A 25,676-nucleotide genomic window follows, 5' to 3' on the forward strand; every position below is an offset into this window, starting at 1 on the left:
TCAGTGATTCAGGCCCGGCACCTGCGAGGCATAGATACTCGTCCCCGGTGCGGCATTGAGCGTGCTGAAGTAGTTGAACGCGGCGACCGCGGTCGCCGGGCCACCGGCGAGCACCAGTCCGGCGATCCCGCCCACCGCGCCGACCACCGTGACGATCGGCAGCACCGCCACCACACACCCCAGGCTCAGCACCACACACGACGCACCCGCCAGCGCGAGTCCGACCCCGATGCCCGCGACCGCACCGATGGCCGTCCCGATGAGACTGCCCACGGAGGTGCTGATGCTGACCGCGTTGATCAGATCGTTCATGGCCAGCTGGTTCTCCACCGGCGAAGCCACCGGCTGCAGGACGGGCGCGGCGACCGGGCTGACCTCCGGGGTCAGGGTGAGGGTGTGCTCGTCCGCCGAGAGCTGCGGGCGGATCGACAGCCCGCGGCCGTCGAACGCGCCCGTCAGCGGCAGCGAGTCCAGCACTCGCCCATCGGCATCGGCGATCTGCACCGCGCCGTCCCCGCTCAGCGCGAAAGTCCCGCCTTCCAGCGTTGCGACCACCGACTTTCCTTGCAGCACCGCATGATACGAGACATCCGGCGCGGCGTCGGCGGGCGCCGCGGCGACCAGCACCGCGCTGACGCCGACCGCTGCGGTGGTTACCGCGACCGCCAAGGTGCGAAGACTCATGAGAACTCCCTCATCGCATGGGGCATGACAGAGATCACAGTGCGGCGGATCGGCGGGATTACCGCGAAAATGCAGGAATACCTCGAATTCGAGCGCGATACAACCGGAATCCCTCGCCACAGGCAGCCGCGGGTGGTTTCAGATAGTCGGCTCCAGTTCGCGGAGAAGTGTGTCCGCGCCCGTCGATTCCGCGGGGTAGAACTGGGCGTACCAGCGGCGCAGCGCCTTGATGCCCTTCTCGTGCGGCAGCAGGACCGGGCGCGGGCGGTGGATCTTGTGATCCCAGATCTCCAGCTCCTCGCGGACTTCCCGGAAAGCTACCAAGCGGAAGGCGAGTTTGAGAATCGATGCGGCGAAAGGGATTCCGGCGGGCTTGCGGACGTAATGATGAACCCTCGGTACGCCGGCGATATCCGAGGCCGGCCCTGCGCTCGGCGTGATAGACAGGTACCTGCCCAGCAATTCGCCGACGACAGGTGGCCGTTCCGATGTCGATTGCCCTTCCGCCGAAGCCGCGCATCACCCTGCTGACGCGGCTGCTGCATCAGCATTACGCCGCCGAGGTCGATGCGGCCATCCGGTATGCGGGCTTCGACGATATGCGACCCGGCGATATCAAGGTGTTCCCGTTCGTTCCCGAGGACGGCATCACCACGGCCGAGCTGGCCAAGCGCGCGGGGATGCGCAAGCAGTCGATGGGCGAGGCCGTCGAACGGCTCTGCGCCAGCGGCTATGTCGAGCGGCGGCCCAATCCGCACGACCGGCGCTCGCAGCTGGTTTTTCTCACCGAACGCGGCCGTTCGGTGCAGCCGGTGGCGCGTACAGCGGGTGACCGCGTCGAGCGGCATTGGGCCGAGCTGACCAGTCCCGAGCATGTCGAGACGCTGCGCACGCTGCTGCGCGAACTCGTCGCGACGCTCGATGAGCAGCAGGAACGCTGAGCTACACCGAGCCTATTGACAGGCACCTGTCTTTCTGGCCTACTTATGGACAGGTACCTGTCTATAGTCGAAAAGTCAGAAACCACAGGAGAATCCGATGGCCACCGTGACCGCCTTCGATTCGTTCATCTCATACGTAGACACCGGGACCGGGACACCGATCGTGTTCCTCCACGGCAACCCCACCTCCTCCCATTTGTGGCGCAATGTGCTGCCGAAGATCGGATCGGGGCGGCTGCTGGCGCCCGACCTGATCGGGATGGGTGAATCCGGCAAGCCCGCAATCGATTACCGGTTCGCGGACCACGCCCGCTACCTCGACGCTTGGTTCGAAGCGCTGCAACTCGACCAGGTCATCCTCGTGGGGCACGACTGGGGTGGCGCGCTGGCCTTCGATTGGGCCGCGCGGCATCCGGAGAAGGTGCGCGGGATCGTGTTCCTGGAGACGATCATCCGGCCCATGGAGTGGTCGGACTTCCCCGAACAGGCGCGGCCGCTGTTCGAATCGTTCCGCACGCCCGGGATCGGGGAGTCCATGATTCTCGACAACAACCAGTTCCTGGAAACCAGTTTGCCGAACGGGGTACGCAGCGGACTGTCGGACGAGGACAAGGCGATCTACTTCGCGCCTTACCCCACTCGCGAGAGCAGAATGCCGCTGCTGGCCTGGCCACGCGAGCTTCCCATCGCGGGGAAACCGGCCGATTTCGTTGCGCGCGTGCGCGAATACGATCGCTGGCTTGCCGACAGTCTCGAGATGCCCAAACTGCTGCTCACCTTCGAGGGGCGCGGGTTGATGGTCGGGGCGGCGATGGCTCAGTGGTGCCGCGAGAATATCGCCGCGCTCGAGATCAGCGACTGTGGGGAAGCCGGTCATCATGCTCCCGAGGATCAGCCCGACGCGATCGCCGCGGCGATCAGCACTTGGGCCGACAAGCACCAGCTGCGGGAGAAGTGATCAGTGATGAAAGCGATCGTGCAACGCGAATTCGGTGCGCCGGCGGAGCTGCAGCTCACCGATGTGCCCGACCCACACGCTGGTGCCGGTGAGGTTCGGATCCGGGTGGAATCGGCCGGAATCCATTTGCTCGACACCACTGTTCGCCGCGGGGCGGGCAGTCCGAACATGCGGCCGGAGCTGCCGGTTACTCCTGGACGTGAGGTCGCCGGGATAGTCGACGAGGTCGGCGACTCGGTCGATGCGGCACTGCTCGGACAGTTGGTGGTGGCCGACCTGGCCGCCACCGGCGGCGGCTACGCCGAACTGGCTGTGGCGTCGGCGCAGACCGTGCACGCCATACCCGAAGGCGTGACTGCCGACCAAGCTGTTGCGATGGTGGGCACCGGCGCGACGACAATGGCGATTCTCGAACTCGCGCAGCCGAAGTCCGAGGATGTTGTCGTGGTCACCGCGGCTGCCGGGGGTATCGGAACCCTGCTCGTGCAGATGCTGCGTGCGGTCGGCGCCACCGTCGTCGGCGTCGCCGGCGGGCCCGACAAGATCTCCATGGTCCGTGAACTCGGCAGCGCAGCCGTCGACTACCACCAACCCGATTGGCCACAGACAGTTCGCGAGGCCGTGGACAAGCGGCCGATCACCCTCGTGCTCGACGGTGTCGGTGGTGAAATCGGCCGCAGCGCTCTCGAATTGCTCGGCGTCGGTGGACGATTGGTGATGTTCGGCTCCGCCTCCGGCGAACTCACACCACTCTCGGCGGCCGACATCTACGCCCGCGGCATCACCGTCTCCGCGGCAATCGGCGCCCGAACCTTCGCCCCTCCCCTACACCCATTCCAGACCCGAGCATTGCAGGCCGCCGCCACCGGACAGATCACGCCGATCATCGGACAACGCTTCGCCCTCAGCGACGCCCCGGCCGCTCACATCGCAGTCGAAACACGCGCCACGATCGGCAAAACCGTCCTGCGCCCCGACCTGGCGACACAGTCACCGAGGAACCCGTCATGACCATCACACTCGATTCCCCCAGCACTCAACGCATCCTCTGGCGAGTAATCCTCGGCAGCAGCGCCCTCGTCGCCATCAGCAGCGCCGCCGTCTCCCTACTCATCCTGAACAACCCAGCCTCTCCCCCGGTGAGCACCACCCCGGTCAACCCCGGCGACAAGCTCTACCTATACCTGTACGTCGCTCGCGCAGTGACACTTTCGACAATCACCCTGGCCGCACTGAGCACCCGGGTCCGCCCCGCAATCATCCCCACCATCGCCCTACTGGGCGCCAACCAACTCGCCGACAGCATCATCGGCCCGACCACCGGCCACGGCTTCAACCCGGTCCCGGCCGCCCAAGGACTACTCCTACTCCTGAGCGCCGGATACCTCACCACCACGGCAACCCGCCAACCACTCCCCCGCACCTGACCCCAGCCGAAACACGAAAGCCCACAACAATAAAGACGAAGCCGCCCTTACCAAGGGCGGTTTCGCTGTGTCCGCCTCGCTATTGGCCGAGGGTGTCCGGGGCCGGGATGGGGGCGGGGCCGCCGCCGGGGAATGTGCCTGTCGTGTCGCAGGACAGGGTCGTAGCCAGACTGTGGAGGATGCTGAGTTGGTATCCGTCTGCGGGCGAAGCGTAGGTTATGGCAATACCTTTGGAGTCCGGCGGTTGGGGGTCGGTCGGCCAGCCGATGGCTTGCCATGCGGACTCGGTATCGGAGAAGGCTGCCCACGGGGAACTGCCTTGGACTCGGTAGGCGATCGAGTAGGACTCGGGGAGATGGAAGATGCCGGCGCCGCTGCCCGTACCTTGCTGGAGGACGCTGCCCGGCGGTCCCGAGTTGTCGGGTGGCGCGGCGAGGTAGATGCCATCGGGCATTGCCCGGATCGTCTGCAGGAGATATCCGATGCATACGTCCTGCGCTTGCTGCGCATTGCCGGGCGGAGTGGCTGATGCGGTGGCTGCCGCCGCGGCAATCGCGATCAGTGAGCAAGTCGCTGGTAGTACGCGGGTAACAAGATTCTGCATGAGATTCACATCCTGAAATCTTGCTTGCCTAGCATTTTCTGATACGGAGTGTATCACTCAAATTTCGGCGGTGAGGTGGACCGGTAGGCGGGAATGGCCGTTGGAGATGAAGCTGCTTACCGGGGTCAGGTCCGTCGGGTCGGCTGCGAGGTGCAGGGCTGGGAAGCGGGTGAACAGGGCGGGTAGGGCGATCTGCGCTTCGAGGCGGGCCAGGGGTGCGCCGAGGCAGCGGTGGGCGCCGTAGCCGAAGGTGAGGTGTTGGTCTTTGGTGGGGCGGTGGATGTCGAAGTGGTCGGCGGTGGGGCCGTGGATCTCGGGGTCGCGGCCGATTGCGGCGTAGGAGGCGAGGATCGCGTCGCCTTTCGGGATGCGTGTGCCGTTGATGTCGAGATCTTCGACCGCGTATCGCAGGGGTAGGTGCGCGAGAGGGGCTTGGTGGCGCAGCGTTTCTTCCACCACGTCGGTCCAGGTCGATCGGCCTTCGAGTACGTCGGCTCGTTGCTGTGGGTGGGTCAGTAGCGCGAAGATCGCGTGGTCGAGCAGGTTCACGGTGGTTTCGTGGCCGGCGCTGATGATCAGCATGAGGGTGTCGACCAGTTCCTTCTCGGTGAGCTGGGCGCCGGCTTCGTCGTGGGTGGCGGTCAGGACGGTGGTGATGTCGTCGCCGGGGTTGGCTCTTCGGTGGGCGACGAGTTCGCTGACCAGGCGGTACATTTCGAGGTAGTTGGCCGGTGGGTCCTTGTGGGTGTCCGAGGTGTCGAAGAATCTGTCGACGCAAGCGTGCAGGGCGGGGGCCAAATGTGCTGGGACACCGATCAATTCACTGATCACCCGGATGGGTACCGGGTAGGCGAAGCGCTGCCGCAGATCGATCACGGTGCCTGGCGAGATGGCCGACAACTCGTCCAGCAGGCCGGTGGTGATGGCTTCGATTCGTGGGCGCATCTCCGTCGTCCGGCGGTGGGTGAAGGCTGGGGACACGAGCTTTCGTAGTCGTCGATGGTCGGGGCCGTAGGCGGTGAACATATTGTCGACGGCGATCCATGAGCGCAGCGGCCAGTCCTGGGGGATCTCGCCGTTTTCGAAGGCCGGCCAGTGCCGGCGGGCGTCCTTGGATACTCGGGGGTCGGTCAGCAGGCGGCGCAGTACGGCGGTGTCGGTCACCGACCATGCGGGGACGTTGCCGGGCAGCATGATTCGGGTGATGGGACCGGTTCGGCGGATCCGGGCCGATTCGGCTTGGATGTCGGCGCCGGTGATGTCCAGAACTATGGGTTCGTGGTGCGTCAACGGAGACCACTAAAGGACTTGGCGGACAACGCACCTCGTGCACCACGGGCGTCGGCGAGCCCCAAGCAGGTGTGGCCGCGGAACAGTCCGAGTTCGTAATCCACGGAGTCCTCGCCGAAAGCGCTGACGCGCACACCGATTTCGTAGTCGCCGGGATAGGTGACTTCGCCGAGGTAGTCGATGCGATACGACGACGGTGACAGATCGGCGGGCACCAGACCGCTTTCGCCGAGCTCTGCCGCCGTGAAGACCGCGATCGCCTCGTCGTACCAGGTGGCCAGGGCGAGGTAATTGACATGCTGATTGGTATCGACATCGGCAATCCGGGCAGGTAGCCGGACGAAGAACGCGTAGTAGTCCCGTTGCCTGCGTTCGGCACCCGGACGGGGCGCCGCTGCAGCATCTGAATCCGGCAGAGCTAGATCGGTGAGATCCGCGATCAGCTCGCCCGGAAGCTCGAGCGGCCCCGCGGGACCGAGATGCAGCACCGTGGCCTCACCTCGACCCACCCGTTCGCTGCCGGCGAAGACTGCCTGCTCGTAAGTGAACGACGACCGCCCGATGCGCCGAATCCCGGTGCACACCTGAATATCGGGGTCGTCGCGGTAGACCTGGGCCAGCCGCTCGACACTCTGGCTGACGAAAATGATCTGGTGGGAACCGAACTCACCGGCTCCGACGAGTCGTTCGAATTGCGGCATCTTCACCCGTATCCGAGCGTCCTCGAGCCAGCGGGCCATCCCGATCGCGCTCACAACGTCGTCCCGGCCGAGATCACCTTGCCGCACCCGGATATCGCACTGAACCGGGAACACCGGATCACCGAAAGAAGCCATGTCGAAACCCTAGAAAAACGCCCACGACACACAATTGAACGAGCGCGCCACGTGAATGGAACATTTTGACTCGGCTCGGGCCGAGGGCGAATATGGGCTCACAGAGATCGGGAAACGAACGCGGAGTGGATCGGTCGCGATGAACAACACTGCAGCGGAAATCGCCGAGACGCGCGGGGCCTTCTCGCTGGATTCCACCGTCCCCGGCGCGGGATCGCATGGTTTCGATGTGTTCCGGCACGGATGGCACACGCAGGTCGGCGACGCGTTCCCGCTGCCGACCTTCAGCACGCTCACGACCGGCGACTTCCGCGTCCGGACCCGCGTGGCGAAAGTGCTCGATGTGGCGATCACCGACCTCGACAGTGCGAGCGTCATCCGAACGGGCGGCACTCCCCTCGGCTACGACGATCAGGTACGAATCTATGTAGTCCGGCGCGGCACCTGGTTTCTGGGCGGCTCACCCGATCGCGCCGAATACACCGTGGCAGCCGGGCAATTCCTCCTGCGGCACGGGGCGCCGTTGCACTTCGGCGCAGCGCTGGACACCACGGTGCAGATTCTCACGCTGCCCTCCGCGATGCTCGAGCCGCGGCTCCGGAACCGCAGCATCACCGAGTCCGCGAACTCGGCCGAAATGCGCCTGCTGGCGGCCCACACGAACATGGTCCACAGCACGGTCGGAGCCCTCGGCCCGGCCGGCCTGCATGCCGCGCACGGCGCCCTCATCGAGCTGGCCAAGGCAGTCGTGGCGGGCCGGTTCGACGACACGGAGCCCGGTCTCGGGCCCGCGCTCGTCCAAGCAGCGAAAGTCCTGGCCGACCGGCATCTCACCGACCCTGAACTGTCCCCGGCGATGCTGGCACGTGAGCTCAATGTCTCGACGCGCACCCTGCAACGAGCGTTCACCACGGCAGGAGATTCGGTGACCACATACATCCGGAACCGGCGGCTGGAACAAGCGCGACGTGCCCTCACGGCACCGTCCCCTCGGCCGAACGTCTCCGAACTGGCAGCGCATTGGCAATTCTCCGATAGCAGCCACTTCATTCGCGCCTTCAAAAAGCGCTACGGCCAAACCCCCATCGAGTACGCCCGCTCGACGCAGTAGAAGGCTTGATCGGACGAATCCGATCAAGCCTTCTCGCGTTTGCGGAACTTCTCAGGCCGGGACGGACACCCGTTCTCCCACACCGACGCGCGAGCGCGTTGACAGTGCGGACGCGAACGCTGCCAGCAGCGCAGTGAGTGCGAATGCCAAGCACAGCCAACCGAATTGGTGCTCGGCGATGCTGCGAACACCCGAATTCGGGTAGAACGCACCGAAAGTCGCCACACCGATCGCCCCGGCAATCTGCAGTGCGGTGGTGAAGACGCCACTGATATCGGCCGCGTGGCTGGGGGTGGCGACGGTCGTGAGGTGGACGATCATCGCACTGTAACTGGCGCCGAGCCCGAACCCGCCGACAGCGAGCAGGACGAACATGACAGGTGTGGAAAGCACGCCGGCGAACAGAGTCACGCCCAAGCCGGCGTAGGCGAGCGCCACAATCGCACAGCCGAGACCGGACACCACATGCTGCCAGCGGCTGGGCACACGATGCAGCAGCCGGCCAGGAATCCCGAAGGCACGCGGTGACCACCCTCATGTCCGGGGTTCGGCCTCACCGGCCGAGCTACGAGCTGCTACACCACTCTGGCGGACGCAACCGCGCGCGGTGGAGTGACGCGGAGCGTTCGACAATGTCGGACAGTCGACATTGTCGGAGAATCGGCTGCCTATCTACGGTCGACCTGTGCCGGGTCCCATTCAATCCATCGAGCGTGCAGCGGCGATCCTCACCGTGCTCGCGGAGACTTCCGATGGTGCTGCGATCAGCGACATCGCTGCGACGCTCGGGTTGTCGCGTAGTACGGTGCACGGCCTGCTGCAGACAATGCGTGAGGTGGGCTTCGTATACCAACCCACTCGGAACGGCCGATACGCAGTGAGCCCGTATCCGCCGGGGTCCCGGGTTCGGCCCATCGATCCGAATCTGCTGCGCTCGGCGGCGATGAGCTGGGCCGATGGGTTGGCCGATCGCAGCGGGCAATCCGTGCACATTGCGGTGCCGGACCTCGATCGGGCAATGATCGTCCACCATGTTCTCCGGCCGGATGGCATGAGTCAGACGATGGAATCGGGCGGCGAACTGCCACTGCACGCAACCGCGCTCGGAAAGATATTGATCGCCTATCGCCCAGGGTTCCGGCAGGATGAAACCGGCTGCACCCGCGAGGCATTCACGGCACGCACACTGACCACCCCGGCGGTACTGGCCCGCGAACTCGCGATGGTGCGCGGCCGGGGATGGGCGGCCGAAATCGGCGAGTATCGGCGGGATCGGGCTTCGATCGCCGCACCCATCAGGTTTCCGAATCGCAGTGTCGTCGCCGCGATTTCGGTGACCGGCCCGGTCGAGGAGATCGCGAGCCCGGCCGGCCAGGCGTCGCTGATCCCGAGAGTGCGTCTCGCGGCCGCCGACATCGAGCACACGTTGAAAGGAATGTATGGCGCCGCGGTATGTCATGTCGTTGGTACTGGGCACGTCTCGTAGCCGGTGCAAGCTTTTCGATCGTCGCGGCCAGATCGTCGCCGCGGTTGAGCGCGGGCACCGGCAGGTGCTTCCCGCACCGGGCCGGGTCGAGCACGATCCCGCCGAATTATGGGCGAATATCGCGGCGATAATTCCGCAGACGATTGCGGGTGCGGGTATCGATGCGCGACAGGTGGTGTCGATGGGCATCGCCAACCAGCGTGAAGCGATTATCGTCTGGGATCGGCGTACCGGTGAGACGGTGGGAAATGCGATCGGATGGGCGGACACGCGCGCAGGCGGTCTGCTCGCACAGCGTGCCGGTTCCGGTCTCCGCGAGCTTGTACGACGCCGATGTGGGCTGCCGCTGTCACCATACTTTTCGGCCTCACGCATCGCCTGGGTGATGGAGCAGCATCCGCAGCTGCGGGATGCCGCCGAGCAAGGACTCGTCCTGGCCGGCACCTTGGACAGCTGGCTGTTGTGGCGCCTGACAGGCGGGCCGCAGGGCGGGGTGCACGCTACCGACGTCACCAATGCGAGTCGGACAATGCTGATGAACCTGGAGACCCTCGACTGGGATGCCGAGCTGCTCCGCGAATTCGATATCCCCGCCGCCATGTTGCCGCGAATCCTGGCCAGTACCGGACATTTCGGAACAGAGCGCGGCACCGGAATCCCGATCACCGCGTTATTGGGCGATCAGCAGGCGGCGTTGTTCGGTCAGGCGTGTTTCGGCGCGGGCGAGGCCAAATGTACTTACGGGACAGGCGCGGCACTGTTGATGAACACCGGTCGTGTCGCCGTTCGATCCGATCATGGACTGTTGACGACGGTCGCCTATCAAATCGAAGGGCAACCGGTCCACTACGCCCTCGAAGGCAGTATCGGCCCGGCGGGTGGCCTGGTCGACTGGATACGCCAGATGGGAATGATCGATTCACCGCCGGCAATCGAAACGCTGGCAGGCTCGGTACCCGACAGCGCCGACTGCCACGTGATCCCGGGCTTCGCCGGTCTTTTCGCACCGCACTGGGAATCGAGCGCGCGTGGCGCAATCGTCGGACTGACGGGGTACGTCACCAAGGCGCATCTGGCGCGAGCTGTGCTGGAAGCGATTGCGTGGCAGACCAAGTCGGTGGTGGACGCAGTCGACGCCGACTTCCAGCCGGAGATAGAGACATTGCGGATCGATGGCGCCATGGCAGCCAACAATCTGCTCATGCAGCTGGTTGCCGACGCACTCGAGCGGCCGGTGGTCCGGCCTTCGGTGTCGGCGTCGATCAGCCGCGGCGCGGCCTATGCCGCGGGCCTGTCGGCGACCTACTGGTCGGATCCGAAGGCCTTGCACCGCAATATCAAACCGGCCGGACGATGGGAACCCACGCCCGCGACGAGTGCACGAGCCGACACGTATCGGACCTGGCAGGCCATGGTCGCGATGCTGTCGAAGGATCCACATCAGTTGGCGGAGAACGTCGTCGAGACATAGGCGCCGGGCTCCATGAGGTCCGTATAGTCGAGGAGTCCGGCGTCGCGGTAAACCTGTTGCTGGGCAGTCAATTGGTCGGCGTCCGGGCTCAGATCGGGCCTCCACCGATACGAGGGCACGGACTCGAGTACTGCGCGATCTTGTCCGGTCGCCTCGGCGAGGATGGCGAGGTTCTCCGGGGAGGTGGCGGCCGCGCCCTGCAGGTCCTTGCTCGCCCGCTGCAAGGCGCTGAAGAACTTCTGTGCGGCAGCGGATTCGGTGAACGCCCCGCCGAAAATGATCCCGGTCGCCGAGGTGCCCGCAGGAGGTACGGCGAGCGGGACGCCGATCCCGGCCTGTTCGATCCGTGTGGTGAAGGGCGCGGGCGTCAGAGCGGCGTCCACACCGCCATTGGCCAGAGCGGTCTGCTGGTCGGGAATGGCGATATTGACGATCTGGACATCACGCAGAGAGAGCCCGGACTCTCGCAGCACCGTCGCCAACTGGTAGCCCCCGGCGGCGGCCGCACCGCCTGCCACCGCGACCTTACGGCCACGCAGATCGGCCGAGGTTTTCACCTCGCCCGCGTCCACCAGTTTCTTCGACACTTCCAGTGCCGAAGGCGAGGATTTCGGATCGCCGGTGGCAATGCCCATGGACCCGACCACTTTCAACCGCAAACCGCTGTGGACAGCGTTGAACATCCCGGCGGAGAACCCGGCGGCGACCACATCGACCTTGCCGGCCGCGGCCAGGGCGACGGCATCCTGGCCTGCTCTGATGGTTTGCAGATCGACAGTCAGTCCTTGGTCGGCGAAATATCCTTTGGCGCGGGCGACATACAGCGGCGCGAACAATGTGGACGGCACGTGCGCCACGGTGACCTTGCCGGGCGAAGCAGTTTCCGGCGCCTTGCCACCGCAGCCGGCTACGGCGAGAACGAGCACGGGAATGATTAGGGAGAGAATACGTTTCACGATCATCGTTACTTCCTCTGAGTACGACGCCACGGCATGACAAGGAGCTCCACCGCGGCAATGAGGCCGGTGATACAGGCCCCGAGCAGAGCAGCGGTCAACAGGCCCGCGTACATGCGTTCGGGCTGGAACAGCTGCCATGAGTTCCAGATCAGGTAGCCGACACCGCTGTCGGAGGCTACGAATTCGACGGCGATGACCACCGCTATCCCGAGACCGGCCGCGACGCGAAGACCGGTGAATACGGCGGGCAGGCACGCAGGAAACAGCACGAAGCGGATTGACCGCCATCCGGTGGCCCGATAGGCCCGTGCCGCCTCCAGTGTCCGAGGATCGATCTGGCGGACTCCGGCGAGAGTGTTGATCTGGAGCACGAAGAACACCGTGATCGCGACCGCCAGTATCTTCGGTGTCTCCGTCAGCCCGAATATCAACAGCAGCAAGGGAAGAACGGCCACCTTCGGCAGCGCGTACAGGGCGGAGAACAGCGGTCCGAGCGCCGCGGCGACCGGACGCCAGCATCCCATCGCCGTGCCCACGACGACACCACCGAGCGCGCCGAGGACATAGCCGATCGACAGTCTCCCCATCGTGGCCTTCAGATGCTCGAGCAGCTCACCACTACACGCCAGCTGAATCCATCGAGCAACGATCGCCGACGGCGGAGGATACAGCTGGGCATCGATGCTGCCGGTCCACGCCGCGACCTGCCAGGCAGCCAGCAGCACAATCGGGGTGAACACCGCGAGCAGCAGGTCACGCCAACGCCGACGACGACTCTTCGCCAGGGACGCTTCGATATTCGTACTCATCGCGTCATCGCCGAAGTCTCGGCCTCATCCCGCAGCGCCTCCCAGATTCGATGCCGCAACGCGCCGAATTCGGGTGTCCGCTCCAGCTCCAGCCGCCGGGGACGCGGGAAGGGCACCGCCAATTCGGCCTTGATCCGGCCGGGTCGGGCAGACATCAGGATGATGCGATCGCCGAGAAACAACGCCTCGTCGATGCTGTGGGTGACGAGAATGACGGTCTTCCGTTCGGCCTCCCACAGTCCGATGAGTTGCTCCTGCATGAGCAGCCGGGTTTGCGCATCCAATGCGCCGAGTGGTTCATCCATCAGCAGCGCCGGTGAATCGACGGCAAAGGCCCTCGCCAAAGCGACCCGCTGACGCATGCCGCCGGACAACTGATGCGGATACGCCTTGTCGAATCCCGACAGACCGGTGCGCTCGATCCACTCCCGCGCACGACGAGTGCATTCCGCACGTCTCACGCCGGCCATGCGGCAACCGAAGGTGATGTTGTCGAGGACGTTCAACCACGGAAATACGCCTTGCTCCTGGAATACGAAGGCCGAAGCCGGTGCCCTGCCGCGCGCTGCCGGCATCGTCACCCGCCCCGAGCTCGCCGTGTCCAGTCCGCCCAATATCCGCAGCAGAGTGGACTTTCCGCACCCGGACGGACCCACGATGCAGACGAACGACGAGGGAGCCACGCGCAGGGAAACGTCTCGCAGCGCCCACACCGGATGCTGACCGGACACGAAGACTTTGGAGATTCCCTCCGCCTCGAAATCCACAGTGGGGTGAAGCATTTCGGCCGCCACCCGATCGGTTTGCCTCCGAGGATCCATCAGTCGTGGCCGGGCAGGTAGTCGTTCGAGTATGTCCGGGACAGGTCGATATTCGCCCCGGATACGGCCTGGTCGAACTGGGCCAGCACCTTGTGAACGGCCTCGGCTCCGTCGACGGGCATCGCCCCGTCATCCGAGAAGCCCGATTTGATCTTGGCAATGGTTTCGATGTAGACCGCTCGGCTGTCCTGTGCGAACTCGGCGGGCATCCGTGCGGCGATCTCCTCGGCGGAATGCTGCTGGATCCAGTGCAACGTCCGTACGATCGCCGTGGCGAGGCCGGTGGCGGTCGTCTTGTTGGCGTCGAGCCATTCTCGTGTCGAATACAGAACCGATGCAGGGTATTTCGACACACCGAAGGTCTGCTCGACACCCTCGCCACTTCGGGAGTCGAGCAGAACCGCGACCTTGTCCGCGCCCGCGCGCTGCTGGAGCACCGAGAACGCGGGATCGACCATGACGGCCGCGTCGACGCGGCCGTGCTCCATCGCCGCAACGGCCGTCGCCGCCGTACCGATCGCCTGCACGCTGACCGAATCGGCCGCCAGGCCGTGCTTGCTCAATACGTACTTCAGAAAGAAGTCGGTCGACGAACCCGGCGAGCTGACACCGACATTCGCACCGGCGAGATCGGCTATCGAGGTGATCCGTTTGCTCGCCGCGGGTGATACCGCGAGCACGATCTCGGGACGGTTCAGCATTGTCACGAACGAGGTCAGCGCCCGGTTCTTGGCCTGCATCTGAATGGTGTGGTCGTAGTATCCGGCGACGACATCGAGGCTGCCGCCCTCCAACGCCTGCAACGCCTTCGAGCCGCCTTGCAGACCTTGGATGTCGACCGACAGACCCTGATCCTTGAAATAGCCCAGTTGGTGAGCCAAGGTCAGCGGCAAGTACACCGGCAGCGTCCGCCCGCCGACTCCGATGGTGATGCTCTGGCCCGTATCCGGTTTCCGTGCACAACTACTCAGTGCCAATACCAGCATCGCCATGGCCACCGCCAGCACGGCGGTGTATCTGTGCCTTCCCATTGGCCTATCTCTCTTTCGTAATTGCTGTGCCGTGGAACGACTTCCAGCGCAGTAGGTACCGTTCGACACGGTTGATAGCGATGTCGACGACCACGACGACCACGCACAGCACAGTCATGCCCGCGAAGACTCCCGTGGTGTCGAATGTCCCTTCGGCTTGCGAGATCAGATAGCCCACACCGCGGGAGGCGCCCAGGTACTCCCCGATCACGGCACCGATCAGCGCGAAGCCGACACTGAGATGCAGACTGGCCAGGATCCAGGTAAGCGCGCTGGGCAACAGCACATGCCGGAGCAATTGCCGCTCGCTCGCCCCGAGCATCCGCGCATTGTCGACGAGTACCCGGTCGACCTCTCGCACGCCCTGGTATGTATTGAAGAAAACGATGAAGAAGACCAGCGACACACCGAGTGCGACCTTCGACCAGATGCCCAGTCCGAACCAGAGCAAGAAGATCGGCGCGAGCACCACCCGCGGCAGCGCATTGCCCATACGCACGTAGGGTTCGAACACTGCTGCAGCGAATTGCGTTCGAGCCAAAAAGAATCCGATCATCGTCCCGGCCGCGCCGCCGATACCGAGCGCCAGCGCGGCCTCGGTCAAGGTGATGCTCAAATGCCGCCAAATCGCACCGGAACCGAACCAGTCGGCGAGGCGAACGGCGATATCACTGGGCCGCGAGAAGAAGAAATCGTCGATGAGTCCATAGCGGGCAGCCAGTTCCCAGCCGAGTATCAGTACGACAGCGAGCACCAGCTGAGCTATCCGGATCACCGTCACGCGCGCACGAATATCATTGTGCCGGAAAGACATCAGCGAAGGTCCTCTCGACCTGGTCTCGTAGTTCCGACCAGATCGCTTGATACAGCTCGGTGTACTGTGGGCACGCCCGGATCGCGAACGAGTCGCGCGGTCGTGGCAGATCCACTCGATAGCGGCGGACCACCCGGCTACCCGGCCCGGCCGACATCAGCACCACTTCGTCGGACAGCGCAATGGCTTCGTCGAGATCGTGGGTCACGAACAGCACCGTCTTACCGGTGCCGGTCCACAATGTGAGCAGCTCGTTCTGCATCGCCTGCCGCGTCAATGCGTCGAGTGCGGCGAAGGGCTCATCCATCAGCAGGATCTGCGGGTCCACGATCCAGGTCTGCGCGACGGCGACACGTTTACGCATACCGCCAGAAAGTTGATGCGGGAAGGCGTCTTCGAAGCCGGCCAGACCTACCCGGGCGATCCAGTCGCACGCCAGCGCTTCTCGGTCGATTCTCCGCATACCGCGCAGGTGCAGTCCGAACGCCACATTGTCCAGCACAGTCTTCCACGGCAGCAGGGGTTCTCGCTGGAACAGATAACCGGCCCGATGATTGCGCCCCCGCAACGGCTGCCCATCGATGAGCACCGCTCCGGCCGAGGGCGCCGACAAGCCCGCCACGATATCCAGCACAGTCGATTTGCCACAACCGGTGGGACCGACGAGCGAGACGAACTTTCCTGCTCCGATCGTGAGATCCAGTCCGGATACAGCGACGTGATCGCCATTGGCTCCCGGGTAAGACACGGTCAGCGAATCCAGATCAATCAAAGGGGCAGCCCGGATTCGGCGCATCCTCGAACATCGGGCTGCCACTGGGCAGGACGTAGAGCACATCGAGGACGACCGGCTCTCGACCCACATTCCGGCCCATATGGATGTATCCATGCCCGCTCGGTTCCACGATCGTTGCCCCCGGCCCATAGGTTCCGTCCACTGCGCACGACGAGTCGTAGTGCGTCAACGTGCCGCTGCGGACCACCCCGTACAGATTCCCGTCGTGGAAATGCCAGCCCGTACTGCCGCCGGGCGCAATCGTCAGTTCACGGAGGGTGTAATCGGTATTGCCGCTCGTGAACGCACCGAGCGTGGTCCCCGTTATCCCGCGCGCCGGCGTTGCATGCGCGACGCCCGGAGCGATTGCGGCGTAACTGCCGAAAATGACAGTGCCGGCAAGGATTCCATGTAGAAGATTTCGCAACTTACCCATTCTCCATTACTTCCGGCCCGACGCGAGTGAGCCGGTGATATGACACGATCATTCTTTCGACGCTAACAAGGCAATCCATCAGCAATCCATGCTCGATTTCCGACAATGTCGGACACCGAGCACCCCGCGCGCCTCGAGCGGTTTCGGTGATGGGCCGGGCGAAGTCATGTCATCCATCCCTCGGCAGCCGGCGGCAACAGTCCGCGGAGCCGGTTCAGGGCCCGGCTCCGCAGGGGGCCGATGGAGCCGCGGGGCAGTCCGAGTTGTCCGCTGACCGTCGTGTAATCCGGCGCGCTGTCGGACATGAGCAGTCCGAGCAGGCGCTGGTCGCGCTCGGGAAGCTGCTGGAACGCGACGCGCACCTGATGTCCGGCGACTCGGCGGAAGACTTGGTGGGCCGTGGCGTCGGAGTCGGCTCCGACGACCTCCAATGCCGCATCGTCCTCGACGAGCACGTGCCGAGTGCCGCGCTGCAGATGTTTGAGGCATTCCCTGCGAACGGTGGTCGCCAACCATGCCCGTAATCGCTCGGGCGACTGTAGATCCGTCAGGTGCGCAACGATATTGGCCCAACTCGATTGAAATACATCTTCACAATCATGCTTGGACAGCCGGAAAGAGTGGGTGATCGCCCAGACCAATGGTGAATACTGCTCTATCAAGGCCCGCCAGGCCATCGGGCAGTCGTTGCGGCAGGCTGCCACGAGTCGCCGTGTGCGCTCGGACTCATCGATACTCTGCTGCGCCCAACCGGGGGACTCGAAATCGGAATCCCTCGAAACATCAGCAGCTATCGTCATCAGACCTCCACCGTCTCGAACGTTGTATCGAGATCGAGGCTATTTCGCCGAAAGCATCACCGACAGCCGACCAATGGGTCAGGCCGATGGGCCTAAAGTTCCATATGGAAGGTTCAACTTGCCTGGTATCCTACTGGCCCATGCGCGGTTTGATGACTTTAGCCGCCACCGCCCGATTCACCGCATCCAGCCGTGAGACCGCACCTAATTTTTCGAAGATTCTACCCATGTGCCGCTTGACGGTACTCTCCGAAATACCGAGTTGTGAAGCGATCTGACGGTTGCTCAGCGCATCTGCAACATGATTTATTACTTCGATCTCACGACCGGTGAGTCCGTAATTGCAGTCCTGCGAGAATATGTGTAGTTCCCCTGCCGAAACAACCAGGACAGGATCGCGAGGACCGACACCGGCACCCCGGATTGCAGCGACCAACGATTCGCCACTCGCACTCTTGTGCAGATAGCCCGCTATCCCCGAATCAGATAGTTCTCGGATGAGATCGACATCCCGGTGCATGCTTAGAATCAGAATTCTGGAATTCGGACTGACTTCAGCCAATTGCCGGAGCGTAGCATGTACGCCGTCTCCGGGGATCTCGATATCGAGAATGATCACGTCCGGCAACAACCGAGCCGCGGTCGCGATGCAGGTCCACCCGTCGCCGACATCGGCTACGACATCGATACCTTCCTCTGCGCGCAACATATTGCAGAGCGCAACTCGCAACAATGTATGATCATCGACTACGACGACCGAAATGGCGTTCGGCAACCTCATCCGCAGACCGGCCGAATCGGCACCCTGACATGGATGCGGGTCCCTCGCTTCGGTGCCGTGTCGACCGTGACCGATCCGGATAGGATCTCCGCTCGCTCCACCATCGACTGCAAGCCGTTGCTGCGCCCGGTTTTCGACGGCTCGAACCCGATTCCATCGTCGGCCACCAAGGCGACTATCTCTCGGGGCGTGATATCGACGGTGACAACCGCTCGGCGCGCGCAAGCGTGCGAGTACACGTTCCGAAGGCACTCCCGAAGTATCAGGAATATCTCGTCGAGAACTCCGCGGCCCACCCATTGTTCCGGGCCGTTTATATCGATCTCGATCTCCGGCGGCGGCGAGCCCATCATCGCCACGAATGCATCGAGTGCACTGCGCAGACTTTCGCCATCCTCCCGCAGTCGAAGGTCCGTTATCAAATCGGATATCTGAACGATCGCCTCCGATAGTGTCACGATCACCGATCGTATTTCGGAGCAAGCGGCAGCGGTGGTTCTGACATAGGTTTCCAGTTGCCGCATGGAGACGCTGAGGGAACTTCCCAGTCGATCATGCAGATCGCGTGCCAATCGACTTCGCACGGAATCGTACAGCTCTCCGATCTGGTTCAGCAGAAACGAGTCGTACGCATTCACTCCGGCCTCCAAGCGCACGAACATACTACGCCCCAGCGTAACCAGCACCGCGCTCCATTCGGCCGACCGAATCGGCGACGATTCATCGATCTCATGCAATTCTTCGACAATGATCTCGTAGAGCAGCATGGCCGCCCGCACCGAAGAGCCGAGTCGACTTCCCGAATTGGACCTTACCTCGTCCCGATTTTTGAAGAGCACGCCGTCATCGTGCACCGAGACCGGTAGACCGGCCTCCAGTGAGTTCACACAGTCGAGGACGACGGACACAGCACACTCGGCCCACAACGATCCATCGGAGATCAACGGATTGCCGCTGTCCTCCAGCGCTTGCCCATATCGAAGAACGATCCGATCATGTCGTCTCATCAACTCGTGAGCGAGATTCGAGTTGAGAGCCCCTACCACAGTGAATCCTCATATTCATAAGACCGGCATGCCCGAGCTGCGTGTCCAGAATTCACGCACTGATGCGTTATATCACGTCCGAACGCAGCGTGGCAACACAGCAGCAAAGACAGAGTCCGCCAAGGTTAAAGAAAGGTAAAGGTTGCTATGACACCCAAATATGAGGGACCGTCGATCAACAGCTACTCGGGCTGGCCATGCACCAGCCTTCCATTTGCGTAATTGCTCGAGCAGAAAATCTGATGGCCCAGTCGGTGTATCCAGATCGGTCCTCAACGGATCTGCTCTTGTGCGGCATGGGCACTCGATGACGGGGCCCGACGCCGTCCAAGAAGCATTGATCGTGGTCTTCCGCCGCCGCGCGATCCTCCTGTTACGGGACATGGAGGGCATGGAGGGCATGGAGGGCATGGAGGGCATGGAGGGCATGGACGAACGTGCCGCAGCCGACTTACTCGGCGTGCCCGTCGGCACCGCCAAGTCCCGATTGGCAAGAGCGCGTGCAAGCTTCCGGAAGGAGTGGCAGAGGTGACCGAAAGCTATTGGCCGGTAGCAGATTTCGACAGCACACGCCGACTTCGAGTCAGCGCGGCCACCCACCCAGCAGCCTTCACCACAGCCAACGGTTCACGCGCGCTGCAGCGCTTCACCCAGCTCGTGAACGATCGAGAGCCGGGATCGATAGGTCACGTTCGTTTACTCGATCCTGCGGCCACTCTGCCAGTTGCGCGCAACCATACGGAAGAACGCCGGATTCACCACGAACCGGCGGAATGGGCGGATACCGGCCATGTACAAGCGGCCGAGTAGGCCGTTCGGGCGCACCAGCACCGTCATTTCACCACGATAGGCAGTCGCGCCGTCCGGTACCCAGCCGACGTGCATCAACGCATGGACGGTGCGGTTCGCGTACTCGCTCACCCACTCGCGATCGGTCCGGTAGACCGAAATCCACGGGGCGCCTCGCTGATCCGGGCCACGCTCACCGTAGTCCGCACCCTCGGGCAAGCGCTCACGAAGCGTCGCGACCCGTGCACCGAGGCCGGTGCCGGTGCCGGGACTATCCCAGCCGAACCAGGCACCGAGCTTCTGCCGGGCCACGTACACCAGAATGGCCAGGCGCTCACTGTCGAAAGCGTCGTCGCCCTCAGCTATCTGCTTCACCAGATCAGGAAACTCGTCGTGGCTACCGCGGGCCGGTAATACCCACACGTCCTCGACCCGGAAATCGGGCGCGATCTCGGATAAACGCCACGCACGTGCGGCGTAGGCGGAATTGGGGAGTCTCATGGGTCCGACCTCCATCGGTGTCCAAATGTTGTGCGGGAAGGGATGATCAGGCCGGGGTCGCCGAGACAAGCCAGCAAGCGGGCTGGGGACCGACCGCACGACCGTGACCGATGGCCGGATCGTCGCCGGCGTGCACGTCGCCTGTCCAGCCGTGCCGGGCCAGCCACTCCGGGATGTCATCACGAGCCGACAGCCAGTGCGCACCTTGCGATTCCACCCGTGCGCGGGCAGCACGGCCGAACTCACCGAGCATCGGCGCCTGCAGATGTTCCAACAGCAGGCGGCTGCCCGGCGCGGCCGCTTGCCGGATGGACGCGAGCAGTGCATCGCAGTCCGCGTCGGACAGATACATCAGCAGGCCTTCGACCAACCACACCGTCGGGCGGGCCGGGTCGAATCCCGCGGCTGACAGCTCCGTCAACCACGGACCGGTCAGGTCGGCGGCGACCGGATACCAGTGGCAGCGCGGTCGCAGGCCCGCCAGCGGGGCGATCGATCGTTTGAAATGGACCATATCCGGCAGATCGACTTCGAACCAATCGGCGCCGGAGGGGCACGACAGGCGGAACGGTCGGCCGTCCAAACCTCCTGCCAGCGTGACGATCTGGCGCAGACCACCTCGCAGCGCAGCCTCGATGCGGTCGTCGAAGTACCGGGTGCGGATCGCGAAATATTCAGGGTAATCGGGTACTTCACCGAGCATTTCACGCACCATCCCCGTGCAGTGCCGCATGTCGCGGTGATCGGCGAGGGTGCCGGTCACCCAGTCGGCCAGCGGATCTCGGAACAATGCGTCGGCGCGGGCACTCTCCGCGTGCCGCTGCCACGCGACGAACAGCGCGGTCTGGCCGACGCCGTCGGGGATCCGCAGCTCGGCAACGGACCGGGGATGGGCGGTGGTCATGTCGACTCCAGGAGGTTGTCGGAAGGCTGATATCCATTGCGGGGAAAGCAATCACGGTTGCAGGCGGGTCCACTGCCAATTGCCGCCCGTACGCCGGTATACGAGCCGGCGATGCAGGCGGAACGGATCCGAGCACCAGAACTCGACCTCGTGGAACTCGAACCTGTACCCGCAGTATCGGGCCGGGCGTGGCAGCGGGTCCTCGTGGACGGCGAGTTCGGCTGCGCGGCGGGCCAGCCACTCGGGATCGGCCAATTCCCGGCTTTGCTCGGAGGCCACCGACATCGGATGCAACGCCCTCGGGCGCGTCGCCCACATGACGTCGGACTCACCGAGAGCGAGCGGATCGACCGAGCCGGACAACACGATCTGCTGCCCCGTCTCCCGCCAATACAGCACCCCGGAGGCGCGGTCGTTCACCGCCAGCTCTCGGCTCTTGCGACTGGTGGTCTGAGTGGCGAAAACCAGTGCCCCGGGCGAGAAGGCATTGATCGCCACCATCCGCGTCGACGGACGACCGTCGGCGTCGGCGGTCGCGAACGCCAGCGCCAGCGGCTCACGCACACCGAGCCGCTGCGCCGCCGCCAGCCATGACTCGAGGACCTCCGACGGATCGGCGGGCGGATCGAAATACTCCGGAAAGTCGCTCTCGGCGGCGGCGGTCAACGTCTCATGGTCGGCTGGGCGCACAGCGCGGTCCTCCGGTCGAGTCACAACAGCAAACTCCCTCGCGCGACGGTCACGGCATCACCGCTGACAGCCACCGATTCGACACTCGTGTCATCGCCGCGCGCGGTCGCGAACATGTCGGACGGGCGGCCCAACTCGACACCTTGACGGATCCGGACTTCATCGCCGAAACGGGACCATCCGTAACGAGCCAGATGGATTGCCAGCGGACCTGCCGCGGAACCGGTCGCGGCATCCTCCACGACACCGTAGGCCGGGGAGAACATCCGCATACGCCAGTGATCGCCCGCATCGGCGAAACAGATTGCTGCCATATCCTCGTGCGCGGCCAGGCGACGCTGGTCCGGTGTGAGCGCCGATAATTCATCCAGGCCGCCGACCCCGACCAGTACATGCCGGGGACCGTTGCGGTACTCCGAGACCGGTAGCGCCGCCGCGGACACGCCGAGCGCGGACAGCAGCTCTCCGGCCCGGCTATAGGGCGCTGACACCGGTATGGGCTGGGACATCCGAACCCGGCCGCCTCCATTGTCGTATGGCTCGACATCGACGGGGACGATCCCCATCGCCGTCTCCAGCGCAAGCGACCGGATACCCAGGCGCTGGGATACGGCCAGCGCGGTGCCGAGAATCGGATGTCCCGCAAACGGCAACTCATTCACCGGCGTGAAGATCCGAACCCACGCATCCCAGCCGGAACGTGGGTGCAACACGAAAGTTGTTTCGGACAAATGCATTTCGTTGGCAATGCGCTGCATCGTGGCGGCATCGAGATGATCGGCGTCGAAGAAGACCGCTACCGGATTACCGGATAGCGGGTCGCTGGTGAACGCGTCGACAACGGTGTAGGACAGCATACGGGTACCTATCGGTGGAGGTCCTGCGGTCCGCGCACTGCGGCCACGACATGGAAACGGACCCGGTGAGCAGGCGCGGACCCGATGAGGTCGCGAGCCCGGTTGGGCGGCAGCGCATCCGGACGCGGCGGCCGCGTCCACAGCATCACCGCGCCCCAGCGCCGATGCTCCTCGTCGGCGAGCCACAGCTTCGTCGACAGCCCGCCGGCATGCCGCCAATCCCGCAATCGCTCCTCGGTCAGATCGGCCCGCAATTCGTCGACCGTCACCCCGGAATCAGCGAGATCCCACCAGGAGATATCGGCGATCATCGCTGCATCACCTCCTCGATCAAGGTCGCCGTGATCCGCGGACCATCGACGGTCAGCAACGACTCCGGGTGAAATTGCAGGGACGCAAAGCGCTCCGCTCGCGTCGCGTGCACCTGACCGGTCGCCGGATCACGGCAGATTTCCACGATCCCGACACCGTCGACCTCGACCTTGTCAGCGCCGTGGCGGGCGGCGAAGGTGTTGTAGAAGCCCACCGTCTCGGGCCGGCCGAACAACTCGATCCGGCGCTGCACACCCTGATTGGGCACCTCTCGCCGGACCAGTTCCAAACCCAAACGGCGGCACACTATCTGATGGCTCAGGCAGATCGCCAGGAACGGTCGGCGCGCCGCGAAAAGGCCGTCCACACTCGCACGCAACCTGCTGATCCGGGCATCCTCGGACGAGCGCGGGTCGCCCGGCCCCGGACCCATCACCACCAGGTCGTGCTGATCGGCACGCCACACCTCGTCGATGCGACACACCAGCACCACCGCGCCCAGAGCGCGCAACTGATGTGCCAGCATCGCGGTGAAAGTGTCCTCGGCATCGACGATCAACACCCGTAAACCGCCCAGCGGGGAACCGCAATCCCCCCCGGACCGGCCGAGCCAGAAACCGGAAATCGAGTCGTTTCGCCGCGCCAGCGTTTCGACCACCTGCGGGTGATGCTGCCAGGACACCGCCTGATCGTGGGTCATCGCCGCCAGCAGGCCCGCCGCCTTGACCCGGGTCTCCCGTGCCTCTGCCTGCGGATCGGAATGACGAACGATGGTGGCGCCCACATCGATCCGCAGTCTGCCGGCCGCATCGATATCGGCCGTGCGAATAGTGATCGCGGAATCGAGGTTCGCACCTGAATCGTCCTGACCGATCAGGCCGACCACACCGCTGTAATAGCCACGGCCCTCCGGCTCATGACGGTAGATCACCTCGGTGGCACGCTGTACGGGGCTGCCGGTCACCGTGGGGGCGAACATGGTCTCCCGCAATAGATCCGGAACCGTGCCCGAGGTTCGGCCCTCGATGATGTACTCGGTGTGCGCCAGATGCGACATCGGTTTCAGGTAGGGGCCGTGGACGCGGATATCGGCATCACAGATGCGGGCCATCATCTTCAGTTCCTCATCCACCACCATGAACAGTTCGTCGGTCTCCTTCCGGTCGCCCAGAAAAGCGGTGATGCCGGGCAGCGTCGGCCCGCCCTCGGGGTAGCGGTAGGTGCCGCTGATCGGATTCATCACGGCCCGCCCGTCCCGCACGCTCAGATGTCGCTCCGGTGAAGCACCGAGTAGTGTGCGCTCGCCGGTGTACAACACGAAGGTCCAGTACGACGAGGGCTCGGCGGCCAGCAACCTGCTGAAGACCACCAGCGCATCCAACGGGCGATACTCGGGAATCGTGGCACGGAATGTACGTTTGAGAACGAAGTTCGCACCGTCACCCGCGCCGATGGCCTCGCTGATGATTCGCTCGGCGCGCGCCGCATAGGCCTCGTCATCCATGTCGAATCCCGCGTCCCGCAATCGGGTCGGGCGATCGGGCACCAAGGTGGCGAACTCGTCGATCGCGACGGTCGTCTCACCTCGCACCCGCAATGCGAGCAGCGGCGCACCATCGTCATGACAGGGATACCCGCGCTCGGCCAGCTGCCGATAGGGAACGGCCACAACAAGATCCGCCGCCGTATCCGGGTCACCACACGTGTGCGCACGCAGATCAGCCAGCCGCTCGAGGTGAACGATATCGCCGGTGCGCACCTCCACGATGCCCGGCCCGGCCGGGCCCGTCCGCCGATACAGCAGCGCGAAAGGCGGTGGGTCCGGCCGCAGGATCTCCCGCAGGACCGCCGACGTCGCGTTCACAGCGTGACCTCATCGCTGGTCAGAACCACACCGCAGCGACGAGCGACATAGTCCAGCGCCTGGGCATGCTCGACGGCAGTGAAATCGGCTGTCGCGTCGGCGACCACGAACGGCTGAATATCGTGGCTGAACGCATCGATCGCGGTCGCGAGCACCCCTACATGGGCATAGACGCCGCAGATCAGCAGCTGGTCCCGGCCTGCCGAGCGCAACCGCGCGAGGAGGTCGGTGCGATGGAAGGCGCTGTAGCGCCATTTGGTGAACTGCCAATCCCCCGCGGCCGGTGCGAGTTCGGGCACGATCCGCCGATCCTCGGCACTGGTCCGCATGCCGGGACCCCAGAAATCGGCGAGCAGACCACGCTGCATCGTCGTCATCCGGCCGGGCTGGGCAGTGAAGGCGAGCGGGGCACCCCTCTCGGCGCACCAGGCCCGGACCGCCGCCGTATTGCCGATCAGACGCGCACGCATCTCGTCCGGAATCGCCCGCAGGAAATACTCCTGCATATCGTGGACCAGCAGGGCGACACGTTCCGGGTCGAGAGTCCACGTCGCGGTGCTCGCCGGGAACGGGGGCGGCAGTTGATACGCAGCGATCTGCGGCAGACCCGGCCGCCCATCCTCCGAGTCGGTCAACTCGGCCGTCATCGGATACCTCCTTCCAGAGTGGTCCCGCCGTC

The 25,676-nt window shown here is 64.3% G+C and carries 30 protein-coding genes and 2 pseudogenes; 9 read left to right on the plus strand and 23 right to left on the minus strand.

The features are described 5' to 3' along the window. Together ACH438_RS34700 and ACH438_RS34705 are read right to left on the minus strand one after the other, a co-directional pair. The gene (locus ACH438_RS34700) at nucleotides 1-684 is read right to left on the minus strand and encodes a hypothetical protein (RefSeq protein WP_397013116.1); all 684 of its coding nucleotides are present in this window, start codon (nucleotides 682-684) and stop codon (nucleotides 1-3) included. A 138-nt stretch (nucleotides 685-822) separates the two neighbouring features. Beyond that, the gene (locus tag ACH438_RS34705) at nucleotides 823-1,146 is read right to left on the minus strand and encodes a hypothetical protein (protein ID WP_397013118.1); all 324 of its coding nucleotides are present in this window, start codon (nucleotides 1,144-1,146) and stop codon (nucleotides 823-825) included. Nucleotides 1,147-1,172: 26 nt separating this feature from the next. Here ACH438_RS34705 and ACH438_RS34710 point away from each other — a divergent pair, with 26 nt between their 5' ends. From ACH438_RS34710 to ACH438_RS34725, 4 genes and pseudogenes are all read left to right on the plus strand, one after another. Continuing rightward, on the plus strand, nucleotides 1,173-1,625 hold the full coding sequence (locus ACH438_RS34710) for a MarR family winged helix-turn-helix transcriptional regulator (protein ID WP_397013120.1): 453 nt from the start codon (nucleotides 1,173-1,175) through the stop codon (nucleotides 1,623-1,625). Between the two features lie 91 nt (nucleotides 1,626-1,716). Further along, nucleotides 1,717-2,583: pseudogene (locus ACH438_RS34715) on the plus strand (haloalkane dehalogenase); the annotation flags it as partial. Between the two features lie 6 nt (nucleotides 2,584-2,589). Next, the gene (locus ACH438_RS34720; protein ID WP_397013260.1) at nucleotides 2,590-3,594 is read left to right on the plus strand and encodes a zinc-binding dehydrogenase; all 1,005 of its coding nucleotides are present in this window, start codon (nucleotides 2,590-2,592) and stop codon (nucleotides 3,592-3,594) included. Then, nucleotides 3,591-4,010 (plus strand): hypothetical protein, encoded by a 420-nt coding sequence (locus ACH438_RS34725; RefSeq protein ID WP_397013122.1) that lies wholly within the window; start codon nucleotides 3,591-3,593, stop codon nucleotides 4,008-4,010. Before ACH438_RS34720 ends, ACH438_RS34725 begins: the two co-directional genes overlap by 4 nt. A gap of 79 nt (nucleotides 4,011-4,089) precedes the next feature. Here the strand turns inward: ACH438_RS34725 and ACH438_RS34730 are convergent, their stop codons facing one another. The 3 genes from ACH438_RS34730 to ACH438_RS34740 are packed head-to-tail and all read right to left on the minus strand — an operon-like array spanning nucleotide 4,090 to nucleotide 6,740. Beyond that, a complete protein-coding gene (locus tag ACH438_RS34730) occupies nucleotides 4,090-4,614 on the minus strand; it encodes a hypothetical protein (RefSeq protein ID WP_397013124.1) in 525 nt (174 codons plus the stop codon). A 57-nt stretch (nucleotides 4,615-4,671) separates the two neighbouring features. Then, a complete protein-coding gene (locus ACH438_RS34735) occupies nucleotides 4,672-5,904 on the minus strand; it encodes a cytochrome P450 (RefSeq protein ID WP_397013126.1) in 1,233 nt (410 codons plus the stop codon). Beyond that, complete coding sequence (locus ACH438_RS34740) at nucleotides 5,901-6,740, minus strand: hypothetical protein (protein WP_397013128.1); 840 nt, start codon at nucleotides 6,738-6,740, stop codon at nucleotides 5,901-5,903. The genes ACH438_RS34735 and ACH438_RS34740 overlap by 4 nt, the downstream gene beginning before the upstream one ends. Before the next feature lie 139 nt (nucleotides 6,741-6,879). Between ACH438_RS34740 and ACH438_RS34745 the strand changes: the two genes are divergently transcribed. After that, on the plus strand, nucleotides 6,880-7,851 hold the full coding sequence (locus ACH438_RS34745) for a helix-turn-helix domain-containing protein (RefSeq protein ID WP_397013130.1): 972 nt from the start codon (nucleotides 6,880-6,882) through the stop codon (nucleotides 7,849-7,851). Between the two features lie 51 nt (nucleotides 7,852-7,902). Here the strand turns inward: ACH438_RS34745 and ACH438_RS34750 are convergent, their stop codons facing one another. After that, entirely contained in the window at nucleotides 7,903-8,337 is a 435-nt protein-coding gene (locus ACH438_RS34750; protein ID WP_397013132.1) for a hypothetical protein, read from the minus strand. Between the two features lie 199 nt (nucleotides 8,338-8,536). Between ACH438_RS34750 and ACH438_RS34755 the strand changes: the two are divergent. The 3 genes and pseudogenes from ACH438_RS34755 to ACH438_RS34765 form a co-directional block, all read left to right on the plus strand. Further along, nucleotides 8,537-8,692: pseudogene (locus ACH438_RS34755) on the plus strand (helix-turn-helix domain-containing protein); the annotation flags it as partial. Between the two features lie 120 nt (nucleotides 8,693-8,812). Further along, entirely contained in the window at nucleotides 8,813-9,337 is a 525-nt protein-coding gene (locus tag ACH438_RS34760) for an IclR family transcriptional regulator (protein ID WP_397013264.1), read from the plus strand. Next, a complete protein-coding gene (locus ACH438_RS34765; RefSeq protein ID WP_397013134.1) occupies nucleotides 9,309-10,808 on the plus strand; it encodes an FGGY family carbohydrate kinase in 1,500 nt (499 codons plus the stop codon). Before ACH438_RS34760 ends, ACH438_RS34765 begins: the two co-directional genes overlap by 29 nt. On the opposite strand, the gene ACH438_RS34770 is transcribed toward ACH438_RS34765, so the two are convergent. The 10 genes from ACH438_RS34770 to ACH438_RS34815 form a co-directional block, all read right to left on the minus strand. Further along, the gene (locus tag ACH438_RS34770) at nucleotides 10,778-11,770 is read right to left on the minus strand and encodes an ABC transporter substrate-binding protein (RefSeq protein WP_397013136.1); all 993 of its coding nucleotides are present in this window, start codon (nucleotides 11,768-11,770) and stop codon (nucleotides 10,778-10,780) included. The two genes, ACH438_RS34765 and ACH438_RS34770, sit on opposite strands and share 31 nt — an antisense overlap. Before the next feature lie 2 nt (nucleotides 11,771-11,772). After that, entirely contained in the window at nucleotides 11,773-12,576 is an 804-nt protein-coding gene (locus ACH438_RS34775) for an ABC transporter permease (RefSeq protein ID WP_397013138.1), read from the minus strand. Continuing rightward, entirely contained in the window at nucleotides 12,573-13,358 is a 786-nt protein-coding gene (locus ACH438_RS34780; protein WP_397013140.1) for an ABC transporter ATP-binding protein, read from the minus strand. Before ACH438_RS34780 ends, ACH438_RS34775 begins: the two co-directional genes overlap by 4 nt. A 38-nt stretch (nucleotides 13,359-13,396) precedes the next feature. Then, a complete protein-coding gene (locus ACH438_RS34785; protein WP_397013141.1) occupies nucleotides 13,397-14,428 on the minus strand; it encodes an ABC transporter substrate-binding protein in 1,032 nt (343 codons plus the stop codon). 4 nt (nucleotides 14,429-14,432) lie between these two features. Further along, nucleotides 14,433-15,242, minus strand: a complete 810-nt coding sequence (locus ACH438_RS34790) for an ABC transporter permease (RefSeq protein WP_397013143.1) — start codon at nucleotides 15,240-15,242, stop codon at nucleotides 14,433-14,435. Then, the gene (locus ACH438_RS34795) at nucleotides 15,223-15,990 is read right to left on the minus strand and encodes an ABC transporter ATP-binding protein (RefSeq protein ID WP_397013145.1); all 768 of its coding nucleotides are present in this window, start codon (nucleotides 15,988-15,990) and stop codon (nucleotides 15,223-15,225) included. The genes ACH438_RS34790 and ACH438_RS34795 overlap by 20 nt, the downstream gene beginning before the upstream one ends. Nucleotides 15,991-16,006: 16 nt before the next feature. Continuing rightward, a complete protein-coding gene (locus tag ACH438_RS34800) occupies nucleotides 16,007-16,444 on the minus strand; it encodes a cupin domain-containing protein (RefSeq protein ID WP_397013147.1) in 438 nt (145 codons plus the stop codon). A gap of 173 nt (nucleotides 16,445-16,617) precedes the next feature. Next, on the minus strand, nucleotides 16,618-17,253 hold the full coding sequence (locus ACH438_RS34805; protein WP_397013149.1) for an RNA polymerase sigma factor: 636 nt from the start codon (nucleotides 17,251-17,253) through the stop codon (nucleotides 16,618-16,620). A gap of 130 nt (nucleotides 17,254-17,383) precedes the next feature. Next, on the minus strand, nucleotides 17,384-18,034 hold the full coding sequence (locus ACH438_RS34810) for a response regulator (protein WP_397013151.1): 651 nt from the start codon (nucleotides 18,032-18,034) through the stop codon (nucleotides 17,384-17,386). Beyond that, nucleotides 18,031-18,921: a sensor histidine kinase gene (locus ACH438_RS34815; protein ID WP_397013153.1), complete on the minus strand. Its 891-nt coding sequence runs from the start codon at nucleotides 18,919-18,921 to the stop codon at nucleotides 18,031-18,033. The genes ACH438_RS34810 and ACH438_RS34815 overlap by 4 nt, the downstream gene beginning before the upstream one ends. A gap of 448 nt (nucleotides 18,922-19,369) precedes the next feature. On the opposite strand from ACH438_RS34815, the gene ACH438_RS34820 reads away from it, so the two are divergent. Further along, on the plus strand, nucleotides 19,370-19,612 hold the full coding sequence (locus ACH438_RS34820) for a sigma factor-like helix-turn-helix DNA-binding protein (protein ID WP_397013155.1): 243 nt from the start codon (nucleotides 19,370-19,372) through the stop codon (nucleotides 19,610-19,612). Nucleotides 19,613-19,776: 164 nt separating this feature from the next. On the opposite strand, the gene ACH438_RS34825 is transcribed toward ACH438_RS34820, so the two are convergent. Genes ACH438_RS34825 through ACH438_RS34855 form a run of 7 tightly spaced genes read right to left on the minus strand, consistent with a single transcriptional unit; the run spans nucleotide 19,777 to nucleotide 25,644 of the window. Beyond that, complete coding sequence (locus ACH438_RS34825) at nucleotides 19,777-20,370, minus strand: DUF2867 domain-containing protein (protein WP_397013157.1); 594 nt, start codon at nucleotides 20,368-20,370, stop codon at nucleotides 19,777-19,779. A gap of 46 nt (nucleotides 20,371-20,416) precedes the next feature. Beyond that, nucleotides 20,417-21,274, minus strand: a complete 858-nt coding sequence (locus ACH438_RS34830) for a class I SAM-dependent methyltransferase (protein WP_397013159.1) — start codon at nucleotides 21,272-21,274, stop codon at nucleotides 20,417-20,419. 51 nt (nucleotides 21,275-21,325) lie between these two features. Beyond that, on the minus strand, nucleotides 21,326-21,988 hold the full coding sequence (gene phzG, locus ACH438_RS34835; protein WP_397013161.1) for a phenazine biosynthesis FMN-dependent oxidase PhzG: 663 nt from the start codon (nucleotides 21,986-21,988) through the stop codon (nucleotides 21,326-21,328). Further along, on the minus strand, nucleotides 21,985-22,821 hold the full coding sequence (locus ACH438_RS34840) for a PhzF family phenazine biosynthesis protein (RefSeq protein ID WP_397013163.1): 837 nt from the start codon (nucleotides 22,819-22,821) through the stop codon (nucleotides 21,985-21,987). Before ACH438_RS34840 ends, phzG begins: the two co-directional genes overlap by 4 nt. Before the next feature lie 8 nt (nucleotides 22,822-22,829). Continuing rightward, on the minus strand, nucleotides 22,830-23,132 hold the full coding sequence (locus tag ACH438_RS34845; RefSeq protein WP_397013166.1) for a hypothetical protein: 303 nt from the start codon (nucleotides 23,130-23,132) through the stop codon (nucleotides 22,830-22,832). Next, nucleotides 23,129-24,997 carry an anthranilate synthase family protein gene (locus ACH438_RS34850; RefSeq protein WP_397013169.1) on the minus strand — a complete coding sequence of 623 codons (1,869 nt, stop codon included), beginning with the start codon at nucleotides 24,995-24,997 and terminating at the stop codon, nucleotides 23,129-23,131. The genes ACH438_RS34845 and ACH438_RS34850 overlap by 4 nt, the downstream gene beginning before the upstream one ends. Then, a complete protein-coding gene (locus ACH438_RS34855; RefSeq protein WP_397013172.1) occupies nucleotides 24,994-25,644 on the minus strand; it encodes an isochorismatase family protein in 651 nt (216 codons plus the stop codon). Before ACH438_RS34855 ends, ACH438_RS34850 begins: the two co-directional genes overlap by 4 nt. Nucleotides 25,645-25,676: the final 32 nt, after the last annotated feature.

Origin of the sequence: Nocardia sp. NPDC020380, assembly GCF_044386975.1 — a bacterium.
GTDB lineage: Bacteria > Actinomycetota > Actinomycetes > Mycobacteriales > Mycobacteriaceae > Nocardia.

Excerpts from the sequence above, each read along its gene's own strand:
- ACH438_RS34785 (WP_397013141.1), bottom strand. The coding sequence starts at position 14,428 with ATGGGAAGGCACAGATACACCGCCGTGCTGGCGGTGGCCATGGCGATG.
- ACH438_RS34745 (WP_397013130.1), top strand. The coding sequence starts at position 6,880 with ATGAACAACACTGCAGCGGAAATCGCCGAGACGCGCGGGGCCTTCTCG.
- ACH438_RS34780 (WP_397013140.1), bottom strand. The coding sequence starts at position 13,358 with ATGCTTCACCCCACTGTGGATTTCGAGGCGGAGGGAATCTCCAAAGTC.
- ACH438_RS34830 (WP_397013159.1), bottom strand. The coding sequence starts at position 21,274 with ATGACCACCGCCCATCCCCGGTCCGTTGCCGAGCTGCGGATCCCCGAC.
- ACH438_RS34700 (WP_397013116.1), bottom strand. The coding sequence starts at position 684 with ATGAGTCTTCGCACCTTGGCGGTCGCGGTAACCACCGCAGCGGTCGGC.
- ACH438_RS34710 (WP_397013120.1), top strand. The coding sequence starts at position 1,173 with ATGTCGATTGCCCTTCCGCCGAAGCCGCGCATCACCCTGCTGACGCGG.
- ACH438_RS34740 (WP_397013128.1), bottom strand. The coding sequence starts at position 6,740 with ATGGCTTCTTTCGGTGATCCGGTGTTCCCGGTTCAGTGCGATATCCGG.
- ACH438_RS34725 (WP_397013122.1), top strand. The coding sequence starts at position 3,591 with ATGACCATCACACTCGATTCCCCCAGCACTCAACGCATCCTCTGGCGA.
- ACH438_RS34765 (WP_397013134.1), top strand. The coding sequence starts at position 9,309 with ATGTCGTTGGTACTGGGCACGTCTCGTAGCCGGTGCAAGCTTTTCGAT.
- ACH438_RS34855 (WP_397013172.1), bottom strand. The coding sequence starts at position 25,644 with ATGACGGCCGAGTTGACCGACTCGGAGGATGGGCGGCCGGGTCTGCCG.
- ACH438_RS34810 (WP_397013151.1), bottom strand. The coding sequence starts at position 18,034 with ATGAGGTTGCCGAACGCCATTTCGGTCGTCGTAGTCGATGATCATACA.
- ACH438_RS34730 (WP_397013124.1), bottom strand. The coding sequence starts at position 4,614 with ATGCAGAATCTTGTTACCCGCGTACTACCAGCGACTTGCTCACTGATC.
- ACH438_RS34840 (WP_397013163.1), bottom strand. The coding sequence starts at position 22,821 with ATGCTGTCCTACACCGTTGTCGACGCGTTCACCAGCGACCCGCTATCC.
- ACH438_RS34720 (WP_397013260.1), top strand. The coding sequence starts at position 2,590 with ATGAAAGCGATCGTGCAACGCGAATTCGGTGCGCCGGCGGAGCTGCAG.
- ACH438_RS34825 (WP_397013157.1), bottom strand. The coding sequence starts at position 20,370 with ATGAGACTCCCCAATTCCGCCTACGCCGCACGTGCGTGGCGTTTATCC.
- ACH438_RS34845 (WP_397013166.1), bottom strand. The coding sequence starts at position 23,132 with ATGATCGCCGATATCTCCTGGTGGGATCTCGCTGATTCCGGGGTGACG.
- ACH438_RS34775 (WP_397013138.1), bottom strand. The coding sequence starts at position 12,576 with ATGAGTACGAATATCGAAGCGTCCCTGGCGAAGAGTCGTCGTCGGCGT.
- ACH438_RS34790 (WP_397013143.1), bottom strand. The coding sequence starts at position 15,242 with ATGTCTTTCCGGCACAATGATATTCGTGCGCGCGTGACGGTGATCCGG.
- ACH438_RS34805 (WP_397013149.1), bottom strand. The coding sequence starts at position 17,253 with ATGACGATAGCTGCTGATGTTTCGAGGGATTCCGATTTCGAGTCCCCC.
- ACH438_RS34770 (WP_397013136.1), bottom strand. The coding sequence starts at position 11,770 with ATGATCGTGAAACGTATTCTCTCCCTAATCATTCCCGTGCTCGTTCTC.